Raw genomic sequence first — 12,844 nt, forward strand, 5'->3', positions numbered from 1 at the left:
CTTTTCTTGGTTCGTTGTCACTATCATTGCGACCTCTATATTATATCACTAACTTTTTGTCTTGTCAATACCTTTTTTAAAGTTTTTTTAACTTTTTAAAAAGTTTTTAAAAAGTTTTACTAACAAGTTATTAATTCTATAACTCTCAAAGGCCTCCCCTCAAGTGCCTTAATATTATATCAGCCTTTACCTTATCCGTCAATGCTCTTTTGGCATATTTTTTATCCTTTATTATTTTTTTTATGCTTTTTATTAAAATTCTTTTATTAAATCTATTATTTTTTCTAATATAACAAAAAAGACGAGCTATAAACGGCTCATCTCCTCTGTTTTATATCGGAACATTATATGAAAAAGCAACTGAATAAACTCACTGTTAAATATATGTAAACATTAAACAACATTTAACTTTCGCTTTTTATACATAAATTATAACATATTTACAGAATAAATCAATAATTTACTTATATTAATTTTCTATGGATATTATAAGATTTTCTTATAAGAACTTGTCTTTCATATTTATCCAGTACCAATTTTCATTAAATACCAATTTGTAAAGCTTTGATTGTGATTTTTTAAATTCAAAATATGATACATCTGTATATCCTTTTTCAATACCATCAGCAACAAAACTTATTTTCTTATGTTGATTTTCTAATGGAACAATTTTCAATGTTGACGTATTCGGTATTACTATTGAGTTTGAAATCGTCCTATATACTTTTGAAAAAATCGGCGCTAAAGGAGTTAATTGAAATCCCTTTAAAGTTGGATACATTATACTTCCCCCTGCAGACATATTATAGGCTGTGCTACCTGAAGGCGTGGAAATTATAAGTCCATCTCCAGCAAAAGTTTCTAAGTGATTTCCATCAATATATACTTCCAAATGTATAATTTCTGAATTATTTGACTTTATAACAAAATCGTTCAAACATTTATTAGAAAATATCATATCATTTGTTTTTAAATTACATTCTAAAAGTCTAATTTTTTCAACTATATATCTCTTCTCTATATAATCATCTATAAATTTTTCGATTTTATCAAAACTAATCTCTTGAAAAAAACCAAGAGTACCTGTATTTATCCCAACAAAAGGTACTTTTGGAAAGTTGGAATTATGTACACCCCTTATAAACGAACCGTCCCCACCTATACAGATACTTAACTCTGCATCATCTCTAAAAGTTTGGGAAACTTCAAATCCTTTTTTTTCAAAAAGTTCTTTTGTCCTAATAAAAACCTCTAATGATTTTATATTATCATTAAAAAATATATTAACTAATCTTTTCATAATTTCACCTTATATCCTTACAAAAATATTTTAACATATTTCCATTTTGATAAATTTAAAGTGGTAAATATGATGAAATAAATATTCTTTTACACAAGAATTGTAAATTCATATTTATTTTAACACAATAGAGATATATTCGCAAGAAAAAAGGAGCTTACGCTCCATTTTAAACACATTTTTTCTTTTTAATTTTTTTAAGTCTGTAAAAGTCTTCTCTTTCTTTTTCTTCAAGAACTTCTGCAATATATTTTTCAGTTTCTTCGAGGTTTGGAATTTGAATTTTATCAAGAGCATTTGCTCTTTTTTGATTTTTCTTTATCTCAATAGATAACTTATAAACAGTATTTTCAGTTTCAGCAAGTCTGTAAGTAAGTCTTTTTATTTTTTGAAACATTTTTATTGCCTCATCAATAGCCGGACTTGTCATATACATTCCATAGTGAGGCCTTAATGTTCCATGCTCATATTTTACACTTGGCACATCAAGTCCCATAACTGATTTATAAGAAATTTCAAAATTTTCAGACTTGTCTATAGATAAAGAAATATCTTGAACATTCATAACTCCCATAGTAATGTTAGCCTCTTGTAAAACCAAATATGCTTTTTCAAACAAAACTCTAACATCTTCTTGAATTTCTTTTGCCTTTTCAATTTGTTGCATCATTTCTTTTATTAATACAGTCCTTTTTTTATCTATAAGATTGTATCCAACTTTAGAAAGTTTTAGATTTTCTTTTGTCCTTAACAAATTTGACTTTGTAGGTGCAATATTTTGAATCATATTACCACCTTCCATACTTTTCCATATATTTACTTTCCAACCTATCAAGCTCAATTTTAGGGAATAATTTAAATAAATCCCAAGCAATATCCAAAGATTCTTCAATAGTCCTGGACTCATCAAAATCTTGACTTAAAAATCTCTGTTCAAACTGTCTACCGAATTCCATATATATTTTATCTATTTGAGTTAAATCGTCCTCCCCAATTATTTGTGATAATGAACGAACTTCAATAACCCTTGAATAAAGAGCAAATAGTTGAGATTGAACTTGGTCGTGGTCTTCCCTTGTAAAACCTGCACCTATACCGTCTTTCATAAGTCTTGATAATGAAGGTAAAATATTTATAGGTGGATAAATATTCTTTTGAAACAAATCTCTTGAAAGAACAATTTGTCCTTCAGTAATAAATCCTGTAAGGTCAGGAATAGGGTGAGTTATATCATCATTTGGCATTGTTAAAATCGGAATCAATGTAATTGAACCTTTTTTTCCTTTTACCATTCCGGCTCTTTCATATAAAGTTGAAAGGTCTGAATACAAATATCCAGGATAGCCCTTTCTACTTGGAACTTCTTCTCTTGCAGAAGAAATTTCTCTTAAAGCCTCTGCATAACTTGTAATATCAGTCATAACTACCAAAATATGCATTCCTTCTTCAAATGCAAGATATTCAGCAGCAGTTAAAGCAGTTCTTGGAGTTGAAATTCTTTCAACTATCGGTGCATCAGCTAAATTTATATATGAAACAACTCTTGATGATGCTCCTGATTCTTCAAATGCAGTTCTGAAAAAATCATAATCATCATGTTTTATTCCCATTCCCGCAAAAACTATTGCAAATTTTTCATCTGAATTTTTAAGCTTAGCTTGTCTAACTATTTGTGCTGCCAATTCATTGTGTGTTAATCCATTAGAAGAAAAAATAGGTAATTTTTGCCCTCTAATCAAAGTTGTTAAGCTATCAATAGCAGAAATACCGGTTTCAAGATAATCTCTTGGATACTCTCTTGCAACGGGATTCATCGGTCTTCCGTTTACATTATATTTTTTATCTGAAATAATAGCATCTCCGTTGTCAATAGGTTCTCCAACTCCATTAAAAGTTCTTCCTAAGATTTCTTTGCTTAAAGAAATTTCAAGTGGTGTTCCTGTAAAAGTAACTGCTGAATTTTGAGTTGAAATACCTGTTGTTCCTTCAAAAACTTGAGCTATAACTTTATCTCCTTGAATACGAACAACTTTAGCTCTCCTCTTTTCTTTCCCATCAATTACAATTTCCATCATCTCATCATAACTAACATTATCAACCCCTTTAAGTACAATCAAAGGACCATCTATTTTTTCAAGTTTTAAATATTGTCTTTGCATAATTCTCACCTACTCTCCCTGATTTTCTTCTATCAAAGCAGTATAATAATTATTTATTTTTGAATTTAAAATTTCAAATGCTTTTTCATAATTTTCATTTGGAATATTGTATTTCATCTTTATAACTTCTTCAAACAAATCATCATTTTTTATTTTAGCAAGTGCAACTTGTTCCTTTACTGCCAAAATTGAATTACTATACAAATTATCTATTACCTTTAACATTTCAAATTGTTTTTTCAACGGAACATAGGAATCTGTTTCATGCATTGCATTTTGTTGCAAAAATCCCTTTTTTAAAACTTTTGCAATTTCTATAACAACTCTTTGGTCATTAGGCAAAACGTCCTCTCCAACTAATTGAACAATTTGATTTAACTTATCATCTTCTGATAAAAGCTCCATCATCTTTGCCCTTAATTCCAAAAGTTTTGGAGATACACTTTCATCATAATAATCCTTAATCAACTTAATATATCCACTATAACTTGTAAGATAATTAACAGCAGGATAATGTCTTATATATGCCAAATTCTTATCAAGCCCTATAAAAGCAGAAACAAATCTCTTAGTATTTTCAGTTACAGGTTCTGAAAAATCTCCACCTGGAGGAGAAACAGCACCAATTACAGTAATTGAACCTTCCTCTTTTGAAAGAGTTCTTACATAACCTGCTCTTTCATAAAATTGTGCAATTCTTGAAGGAAGATATGCAGGGTAACCTTCTTCAGCAGGCATTTCTTCAAGACGGCCTGAAATTTCTCTTAAAGCCTCTGCCCATCTTGAAGTTGAATCAGCCATTATAGCAACATGGTAGCCCATATCTCTATAATATTCTGCAATAGTAATTCCGGTATAAACCGATGCTTCACGAGCAGCAACCGGCATATTGGAAGTATTTGCTATAAGAATTGTCCTTTCCATAAGAGGTTTACCGGTTCTTGGGTCAATTAACTTTGGAAACTCTTCAAGAACATCAGTCATCTCATTTCCACGTTCTCCACAACCAATATAAACTATAATATCAGCATCAGACCACTTAGCAAGTTGATGTTGAGTCATTGTTTTACCAGTACCAAAGCCACCAGGTAATGCTGAAGTTCCTCCCTTTGCTATAGGAAAGAAAATATCCAATACTCTTTGACCTGTTATCAAAGGTTTTGATATTGGCATTCTAACATTTACAGGACGTGGAATTCTTACCGGCCATTTGTGATACATTTTTAATTTATGAATTTCTCCATCTTCATCTTTTATAGTTACTAAGTCCGTATTTAAATTATATTTCCCTGACTCTAAAACTTCTATTACTTCTCCACTTACTGTTGGTGGTACTAAAATCTTATGTTTTATAAAACTTGTTTCTTGAGTTGTTGCAAAAACTTGTCCTGAAGATATCTTATCTCCAACTTTTACAAGCATTTCAACTTCCCAAAGTTTTTCTTCATCAATAGAAACAAGTCCAATCCCCTCTGCAATAAATTCTCCGGTCATTGAATATATTTTTTCAAGAGGTCTTTGAATACCATCAAATATATTCCCTATAATTCCCGGCCCCAATGTTACAGATAGAGGAACATTTGTACTTTCTATAATTTCTCCAACCTTTAGTCCTTGAGTTTCTTCATAAACTTGTATAGTCGCTATATCTTCATCGATAGATATAATTTCTCCGATCAATTTTTTACTACCAACCAAAACCATATCACGAACTTTATAGATTCCCATACCACAAGCTTTAACAACAGGACCATTTATATCAATTATTCTAGGTGTATTACACATATCTTTCACCCCATTACATTAATTGTTTATACCTATTTCTTTTTTAAATTCAGATAGAATCTTTTGATATTTCGTATTTAAAAGAAAATCAAGCGAATAATTTAATCTATAAGTTTTTTCTTCGTTTTCAACTTCAAATCCACCGATTTTTATATTTAAACTTTTTTTAACTTCAATATCTCCTAAAATATCTTTAACAATATTTTTATCTCTTTCAAAAGTTTTTTCAAAGACATAAACAACATCACTTTCTTTTACATCTTTTTTTACATTTTCCAGAGCATTTTTTAAATACACTTCGCCTTTTTCATCAACATAAGAAAACATCAACTCTTCTTTTAATAATTTAAAAAATTCATCATAAATTTCTTTATTTGTATTTAAAATAATGTCTTGACCTTCTTTTAGAGTTTTTGAATGAATTTTATCTGTCTTATTTTCTAATTTTACTCTATAATCTCTTTTTAATCTTTCAATTTCTTCATACTTTTTAGCTTTATATTCTGTAATCAGCTTTTCTGTTTCTAAAGAAATTTTTTCTAATTCTTCATCGTATCTTTCGTAAATTTCTTCATTTAGTATTCTTTTAAAAGATTCTATCTTATCTTCAATTGTTATCATAAGACGCTCCTTATATATTAATTCCTATCGATTCATTTATATACTTAGTAATGAAATTTGCATCTCTTTTCAAACCGGTTCTATCCGGTATTTCAACAATAAGAGGAAATTTTTTCTTTAATTTAACTTCCATAACCTCTTCACTAATCAAGTCAAAAATCTTTTCTGTCAAAATCAAAATTCCAATTTCCTTATTGTTCAAGCAGTCGTTAAACTCTTCTAATGCCTCTTTTCTACTCTTTAAAACAACTCCAGTTATCCCTGCCAATCTCATTCCTACAAGTGTATCTGTATTATCTGATATAAGATAACTTATCATAAAAATCTCCTAAACTCTTTGTAAAATCATTATTGAAATGATAAGACCATAGATTGCAATACCTTCTGCAAGTCCAAGAATAATAAGTGTTTTTCCTAAAATTGAAGAATCTTCTGAAACTGCACCAATTGCTGCTGAACCGGCTTGTCCTACACCAATACCTGTACCGATAGCTGCAAGACCTGTTGATAAAGCAGCCGCTAAATATCCTAAACCACTTGCTGAATTTGTTGACTTTTGAGCAGTTTCAGCTGCAAATGCTACATCTGGAACAAGTCCCATTAAAAATAAAGCTAAAATTGAACAAACATTAATCGCTATTGCCTTTTTTAATCCTGACTTTGTTGTTTTCTTTCCTTTTCTTAAATAAGAAATTCCTGTTAAAATTGTTGTTCCTATTCCTAAAGTTATTAATAATAAAGTTGTTTTCATAATTTGCCTCCTAAATTTCTTTTCCTTGTAATTCAACTCTTAACGGCTCATAACTAATACCTTCGCCGTTAAAATACTTACTAAATAATTCATAATATTCCAATCTTATTGCTTGAATAAAAACTATAAGTCCTTCAAGACACACGATGAATATATTTCCTAAAATAATCATAAATATATTTCCGATACTTGAGCCTAACATTTGACCCAAAGCATGAAAAGCCATAAAAAGCCCAACATGGTTAATAGCAAATGCTCCAACTCTTATGAATGAAAGAGTGTTAGAGAAAAATCCCATTACAGTTTCAAACATTTCAAAACCACTTTCAACTGGAGAAAATTCCTCTTTTTTTTCAGACTTATTAACCATTGGAGCAAGTTTTGGTTTCATAAACATCAAAGTTGAAGTTATAATCAAAACTGCAACACTTATTATTGTAATCATAGATGATACATTAATACTTACATATTTTTCCAATAAAACAGTATTTAAAACAAGAGCTATAAATGAAATATAGAATAAAAATCCTGATAAACCATTTTTATCAAAAAATAATTTTCCAAATTCTTTTCTCATTTTTAAATTTCTAAAATTGATAAAATATGCAATTAAAATCATCAAAATACCAATTCCAATAGTAGCAACAAGTATCGTATCAATATCTTCCATAGGTCTTATCACAAATGCCGGAATTAAATCTTCAATTCCAAAAACACTACCATACATAAAACCGAAAAATATAGAAGAAAATCCAATTCTTTGAATGATTTTAGCAATCGAACCAATCTTCTTAGATAACATCATTCCAGCTAAAACAAAAATCAATCCTTGACCAACATCACCAAACATCATTCCAAATAAAAGCAAATAAGTTATTGCAAAAAACGGTGTAGGGTCTGTTTCCTTATAATCCGGAATTGAATACATTTTTACCAAAGCCTCGAAAGGTTTTAAAATAAAATTATTCTTTAACTTTGTCGGTATCTTAAATTTTGAAGGTATTTTAGTATCATCTTCAAAATAAATTGCAGAACTTTCCGATGCTTTTTCAACCGAATTTTTTACACTTTCAACCTTTGACTCAGGAACGAAAGCACTTAACAAAATAAAATTTTTGCTCTCTGCAATATGCCCTTCAAGCTCTTCAATCTTTTCAATAATTTTATATCTATAATACATAGCTAAAATATCTTGTAAATATTTTTTTCTAAAAGCTGACTTTTCTTTTAAAATTTCATCTTGTTCTTTTTCTAAAAGCTCTAATTCAGACTTTTTATTTACAATAAATTCCTTAAAAGAAATATCTAAGTTTGGAAGTTCAATCATATCAAAAGACAAAGAACGAATAAAATATTTCATATCCTTTGCATAAACTGACGGAGTAAAGATTATAACAGTTTCTCCATAACTGTTACTTCCTAAGTGAGCAACCAAACCATTTATATTTTCATAATTAGCCTTTAACTTTATCCAAGAGTTTTTAGAAATTTGTCCCATATCAAAATTAATATGTTTCAAACTATAAAACTCAGAAAGTTTCATATCACTATCAGAAAAATATTCAACAGCATTTAACAAAATTTTAATTCTCGCTCTCTTTTTTCTATTCTCATCTTCTCTTAACTTAATAGCAGAAGATTTTTCGAAAATATCATCTAAAAATTTCAATTTTTCACTATAATTAAGACTTTGTAAATCATCTAATGTAACTTCTTCTTCCTTAATATCAAAAAAGCTGAATATTTGGTCTAAAAGCTCTTTATACTTTCTCTTTTTAAAAACTTTCTCTCTATGATATGGTCTAATTTTATCAACCGCAACTCCCATGTCATTGAAAATACCAATTTGTGAGTCCATATACTTCATTGTGAAATTTTCAGAATTTCCGGAATTTGTAATATGAATTGAACCGTTTAAAACAATTTCTCTAAGTATGCTATGAGTATCTTGTTTTAGTGCAACAAGATTCATCATCTTCATTTTTTCAACAGCCAATTTTGCACCCCCTAACCATTAATGAATATTAATCAAATATTTTTTAACTTCATTTTTACCAAGTTGATATTTATTAGCCTCTGCAATTCTAATTAAATTTTCATTTTGAACATTTAATTGAATGATAAATTTAAGCAAAGTAGAAATAGAATTATCATAATCTTTAAGTTTTTTCAAATGCCTATTATAAACATACTCTTTAATATTCCTATTTGAAACAATAGCATTTCCATTTTCATCTTCAAGAGTATATCTTAATTTTGTTTTCTTTATCTTCTCAACAATAGCATCAATACTATCACTGTAAATTAAATCCTTTAAAAAATCTCCCTTAATATAATTCCCAAACCTTAAACTATAACTGTAAATTTCTTCATTCGAAAGATTATAATACTTCTTAGCCCTAATTATCCATTGAAGATTAATCGTATCTATCAAAGCCGAAAAATAATCATTTAAAATATTTTGACTGGACTTCGATAACTTATCAATAGATTTTTTCATAGATAAAAAGTACAAACTATCAAGTTTCATCTCAACATGAAAATGCAGTCTAAAAACATCTTCATCAGTTAAAGATGCAATAGTCTTTTTGTAAATCGTACCCTTTAAAATCTCTAAAGCCTGATGAAAAGTTTCACAATTTACAAGTTTGTCATAGTCAATATGTTTACTTTTCTTATACATTATCGTATCTCTTTCCAAATCTATTTTCTCATTTTCAACGATACTTCTAAGAATTATCTTAATATCCTTAAATTCATATTTCATAAGCATAACTTCAATAATCTTCTTATCATCGCTAAAAAGAAAATATTTAAGTTTTCCAAGCAAATCAGCCTCGATCTTATTGAGCATAAATTCCGTATCGTATCTGTTTCTCATAGATCTTTCTTCATACAAAGGAATTTCATATTTATATAGAGGATTGTTTTTTAAATAATCAACTATTTCGTGCCTTTGTTCAAAAGACAAAATTTTTTCATAATCAGATTCTTTTAAAATTCCCTTTCTCAAAACGCCAATCTTAGCATTAATTGAATGAAAATTATTCCCCATAAAGCTCACCACTTTCTAAAATAGAATTAGCAAAATTTTTAACCAAAGTTTCCTTTTTATCCATAAAAATATTTTTAGTTTCAATAGACTTTCTATTATAACTTTCAAGTTTTTTTAAATCTTCTTTTTCTATCGATTCCAAACGTAAACTTAAGTTTTCTTTTTCTTCCTCTAAAACCTTAAAATATTCATCATCAATACATTTAAGTTTTTCTTTTCTATCATTAAGTAGCTTTTGCTTTTTTATTTCCAAATCCCTTTGATAATTTTCAGCATTTTCATCAATATCAAATATTTTTTGAATAAAATTTTCCATTTAAAACCCTCCTTTCCAAAAAGTTTAAAGTAGAAAAGTAAATTTTCTCCATTAAAAGAAAGTATAACTTTTTTATCCAACAAACTTTTTGTTCCACAACAAAAGTGCATTCGTAAAAATGCACTTTCAAATTTGCAATAATAAATTATACTTTCAATAACTTTTTATTAAATTGTTAAAATTACAATATAGTTAAACTCACTTTTCAATAACTATTTTCATCTCTTCTAAAACAAATATATTATACTCCTAATTTTTTATAAAATCAAGCATTTAAATCACAAAATTTAAAATTTTTTAAAAATCCAATGTTGTAAAATTAAGTTGGCCAGTAAGAATAGAAAAAACATCTCAAAGAGGTATAATAGTAATTGACAAAAAAACTAAGAAAAAACCTCAATGAGATGTATAATAATTGTAACACAAAACACAAACATTTAACAATAGATTTAAGAAAATTAACAGAAAAACAGAAGAAGGAAAGAAAAAGTAATAGAGAAATAGCAAGACTTTTAGGAAAAAGTCCTCAAACAATAAATAATGAAATTAAAAGAGATTTAGTTATTCAAAGAACTTCTGAGGAACTAATGAAAATCATAATAGACTAATAAGAAGATTTTTGCCTAAGGGAACAAAAAATACTACTCATCAAAGAGTAGCATTTATTGAAAACTGGGTAAATGATTATCCTAAAAAAATATTCAATTACAAAACGCCTATAGAGGTATTTTTATGTGGCTAATTTATTCTTGCAATTTATACTCCATAAATTTTAATTTAATTTCTACTTTTTAATTTAATATAATAAGAATCTTTTTTGTAATTTTCACAAAACTTTTCATAAATTTTAATTAAACTTTTTTCATAAATATTATCACTCAAAAAGTTAATCAAAAAATATTTACTTTTATTTTTATGAAAATCCATTATAGAATTTTTTTCATATATAAAAAAATCTATTTCTTTACCATCAAAAGATAAACTTATAGCTGGAGGAGTTTTTTCTACATCTTCAATTTTAGAAAAAAATTTAATTTTATAATTGGTAATCAAATCTATAAGCTCATTTCTTTCTTCAACTGTTTTTAAGTTAATGGTATGACCATTTCCTTCAAAATAAATTTTCACTTTTTCACTTGATAAAATATCATTTTTCAATGTAATCACTTCATAGTTATATCTAATTAATATAGAAATTAAAGTTATACCTAAAATTATTAATATTATTTTTAAAATTCTATTCTTTTTCATAAATATCATATTCTGTCTTAAATTCTCCATCAATTATATTTTCTACAAAATGTTTTTTATAAAATTTTCCATCTTGATATACCGTTTCTGTTTTTATTATTTTTGATTTTCCATTAAACTTATTGTTCAATATATTTTCGATTTCAAGTGTAGAACTCTTATTAAAAGTGTTATTTATATTTATATCAAACTTTATATTATTTTCATATACTTTAATTTCTTCATTATTAACATGTACTACATAACACTGTCCCGTTTTAGCTCCACTTCTCAGTTTGTAAAATTCATGATATTTTCCGTTTTCATTTTCAATAACTTCTTCTTTATAATCAAATGTACTAAATTTAGGATTAATTTTTTTTATTTCATCGTATATATTTAAATTACTACTTTTAACTAAATATCGATTATCTAATTTATTTGTTTGTTTGTTTCTGTAGCATGATCCCATTCCTAAAAAGCCATCTTTATCGCCATATACATAATAATTTTTTACTCTAGGATCATCATAACTAAAACTATCAGCAAATAATAAAGATTCTCTTATAGAATAATATTTTGATATAGATTCATTAAATCTATATAACCACAAACTATGTGCTTTCCCTGAAACAGATGTAAACCATCCAATTGAAGTTTTTGCACCTTTCTTTCGTGCTTCACAAGTTATATTTTCTCCCCCTTTTGCTGTTTCACAACCTGCAAATATTATCATCTTAACATTTTTCATATCTGAATCATATAATCTTAAATATTTATAATCACTACTACCAGAATCATTATATACTCTTATTCCCGTTTTATATTCTCCGTCATTTTGATTATAACAAAAAACTATACCTTTTTCACTACCATGTCCAGAATACATTTGAATAGCACTTGATAATCTTGGCATATTATTTGAAGAATAACCTTTTAATTTTGAATATGTCGGCATTATATTATACTCAGAATCATATCCTAATTTTTTATAAAATATACTAGCATAAATAGCATCTTCTGTAGTATTAATATGATGTTTATCATTGTAATCCGTGCCTACACTCCACGCTTTATTATTTTGTGATAATTCTCCATCTCCATCAAAAAAATATTCAATTTTACCAATAACAGTAACACCTACGGCCATTTCCCCTTTATCAAACAAATAGTATGTTTTATCACCTAAATATAGCCATCCTGTTTTCATAACTCCTGAACTATCGAGATAATACCATTTACCACCCAATTCAAGCCATCCTGTCTCCATAGCTCCAGAATCATTAAGATAGTAACGTTTACCTTCCAATTCAAGCCATCCTGTCTCCATCCATCCAGAAGAATCAAAGTGATACCACTTACCTCCTATTATTTCCCATCCTACTGCATACCCTCCAGAAGAATATTCAAACCACCATCTACCATCATCGCTTTTTTTCCAAGTTCCACTTGCATCCGCAGAAACGATTTTTTTTCTTAAAACTAAATTGTTATCTATCCTACTATTAGATAAAATTATTGCAAATACTAATGCACAACCAACAAACAATTTTCTCAATTTCATTTTATTCCTCCTATTAATAAAAAATATTGTATGTATTAATTCTAAATTAAATAACATATATTT

At 27.6% G+C, this 12,844-nt stretch carries 12 protein-coding genes and 2 pseudogenes; 2 read left to right on the top strand and 12 right to left on the bottom strand.

Annotated elements, in window-relative coordinates; genetic code table 11:
* Positions 1-499 precede the first annotated feature (499 nt).
* The 10 genes from IBJ83_RS04935 to IBJ83_RS04980 all read right to left on the bottom strand — a co-directional run bounded on the left by IBJ83_RS04935 (position 500) and on the right by IBJ83_RS04980 (position 9,987).
* Positions 500-1,300: an NAD(+)/NADH kinase gene (locus tag IBJ83_RS04935; protein ID WP_068473640.1), complete on the bottom strand. Its 801-nt coding sequence runs from the start codon at positions 1,298-1,300 to the stop codon at positions 500-502.
* Between the two features lie 169 nt (positions 1,301-1,469).
* A complete protein-coding gene (locus tag IBJ83_RS04940; RefSeq protein ID WP_201275616.1) occupies positions 1,470-2,087 on the bottom strand; it encodes a V-type ATP synthase subunit D in 618 nt (205 codons plus the stop codon).
* 1 nt (position 2,088) lies between these two features.
* Entirely contained in the window at positions 2,089-3,459 is a 1,371-nt protein-coding gene (locus IBJ83_RS04945) for a V-type ATP synthase subunit B (RefSeq protein WP_068474027.1), read from the bottom strand.
* Positions 3,460-3,468: 9 nt separating this feature from the next.
* Positions 3,469-5,244, bottom strand: coding sequence for a V-type ATP synthase subunit A (locus IBJ83_RS04950; RefSeq protein WP_068473647.1), 1,776 nt, complete (start codon positions 5,242-5,244; stop codon positions 3,469-3,471).
* A gap of 18 nt (positions 5,245-5,262) precedes the next feature.
* Positions 5,263-5,865: a V-type ATP synthase subunit E gene (locus IBJ83_RS04955; RefSeq protein ID WP_201275617.1), complete on the bottom strand. Its 603-nt coding sequence runs from the start codon at positions 5,863-5,865 to the stop codon at positions 5,263-5,265.
* A 10-nt stretch (positions 5,866-5,875) separates the two neighbouring features.
* Entirely contained in the window at positions 5,876-6,184 is a 309-nt protein-coding gene (locus tag IBJ83_RS04960; RefSeq protein WP_068473652.1) for a V-type ATP synthase subunit F, read from the bottom strand.
* Positions 6,185-6,193: 9 nt separating this feature from the next.
* A complete protein-coding gene (locus tag IBJ83_RS04965) occupies positions 6,194-6,616 on the bottom strand; it encodes an ATP synthase subunit C (RefSeq protein WP_068473656.1) in 423 nt (140 codons plus the stop codon).
* A gap of 10 nt (positions 6,617-6,626) precedes the next feature.
* Positions 6,627-8,612: a V-type ATP synthase subunit I gene (locus IBJ83_RS04970; RefSeq protein ID WP_201275618.1), complete on the bottom strand. Its 1,986-nt coding sequence runs from the start codon at positions 8,610-8,612 to the stop codon at positions 6,627-6,629.
* Between the two features lie 18 nt (positions 8,613-8,630).
* Positions 8,631-9,671, bottom strand: coding sequence for a V-type ATPase subunit (locus IBJ83_RS04975; RefSeq protein WP_201275619.1), 1,041 nt, complete (start codon positions 9,669-9,671; stop codon positions 8,631-8,633).
* Positions 9,661-9,987 carry a hypothetical protein gene (locus tag IBJ83_RS04980; RefSeq protein ID WP_068473665.1) on the bottom strand — a complete coding sequence of 109 codons (327 nt, stop codon included), beginning with the start codon at positions 9,985-9,987 and terminating at the stop codon, positions 9,661-9,663. Before IBJ83_RS04980 ends, IBJ83_RS04975 begins: the two co-directional genes overlap by 11 nt.
* Before the next feature lie 404 nt (positions 9,988-10,391).
* On the opposite strand from IBJ83_RS04980, the pseudogene IBJ83_RS04985 reads away from it, so the two are divergent.
* Positions 10,392-10,562 (top strand): annotated as a pseudogene (locus IBJ83_RS04985) (helix-turn-helix domain-containing protein); the annotation flags it as partial.
* Between the two features lie 5 nt (positions 10,563-10,567).
* Positions 10,568-10,729: pseudogene (locus tag IBJ83_RS08615) on the top strand (IS30 family transposase); the annotation flags it as partial.
* Between the two features lie 35 nt (positions 10,730-10,764).
* Here IBJ83_RS08615 and IBJ83_RS04990 read toward each other — a convergent pair.
* Both IBJ83_RS04990 and IBJ83_RS04995 read right to left on the bottom strand, forming a co-directional pair.
* Positions 10,765-11,247: a hypothetical protein gene (locus IBJ83_RS04990; RefSeq protein ID WP_231698873.1), complete on the bottom strand. Its 483-nt coding sequence runs from the start codon at positions 11,245-11,247 to the stop codon at positions 10,765-10,767.
* Positions 11,225-12,781, bottom strand: a complete 1,557-nt coding sequence (locus IBJ83_RS04995; protein WP_201275621.1) for an N-acetylmuramoyl-L-alanine amidase family protein — start codon at positions 12,779-12,781, stop codon at positions 11,225-11,227. Before IBJ83_RS04995 ends, IBJ83_RS04990 begins: the two co-directional genes overlap by 23 nt.
* Positions 12,782-12,844: the final 63 nt, after the last annotated feature.

The sequence above is a fragment of the Parvimonas parva genome (genome assembly GCF_016552165.1).
In the GTDB taxonomy this organism is placed as follows: Bacteria; Bacillota; Clostridia; order Tissierellales; family Peptoniphilaceae; genus Parvimonas; species Parvimonas parva.

What these genes read in the sequence shown, in the direction of transcription:
- IBJ83_RS04935 (WP_068473640.1), bottom strand. Translation starts at nt 1,300, where the DNA reads ATGAAAAGATTAGTTAATATATTTTTTAATGATAATATAAAATCATTA.
- IBJ83_RS04940 (WP_201275616.1), bottom strand. Translation starts at nt 2,087, where the DNA reads ATGATTCAAAATATTGCACCTACAAAGTCAAATTTGTTAAGGACAAAA.
- IBJ83_RS04945 (WP_068474027.1), bottom strand. Translation starts at nt 3,459, where the DNA reads ATGCAAAGACAATATTTAAAACTTGAAAAAATAGATGGTCCTTTGATT.
- IBJ83_RS04950 (WP_068473647.1), bottom strand. Translation starts at nt 5,244, where the DNA reads ATGTGTAATACACCTAGAATAATTGATATAAATGGTCCTGTTGTTAAA.
- IBJ83_RS04955 (WP_201275617.1), bottom strand. Translation starts at nt 5,865, where the DNA reads ATGATAACAATTGAAGATAAGATAGAATCTTTTAAAAGAATACTAAAT.
- IBJ83_RS04960 (WP_068473652.1), bottom strand. Translation starts at nt 6,184, where the DNA reads ATGATAAGTTATCTTATATCAGATAATACAGATACACTTGTAGGAATG.
- IBJ83_RS04965 (WP_068473656.1), bottom strand. Translation starts at nt 6,616, where the DNA reads ATGAAAACAACTTTATTATTAATAACTTTAGGAATAGGAACAACAATT.
- IBJ83_RS04975 (WP_201275619.1), bottom strand. Translation starts at nt 9,671, where the DNA reads ATGGGGAATAATTTTCATTCAATTAATGCTAAGATTGGCGTTTTGAGA.
- IBJ83_RS04980 (WP_068473665.1), bottom strand. Translation starts at nt 9,987, where the DNA reads ATGGAAAATTTTATTCAAAAAATATTTGATATTGATGAAAATGCTGAA.
- IBJ83_RS04990 (WP_231698873.1), bottom strand. Translation starts at nt 11,247, where the DNA reads ATGATATTTATGAAAAAGAATAGAATTTTAAAAATAATATTAATAATT.
- IBJ83_RS04995 (WP_201275621.1), bottom strand. Translation starts at nt 12,781, where the DNA reads ATGAAATTGAGAAAATTGTTTGTTGGTTGTGCATTAGTATTTGCAATA.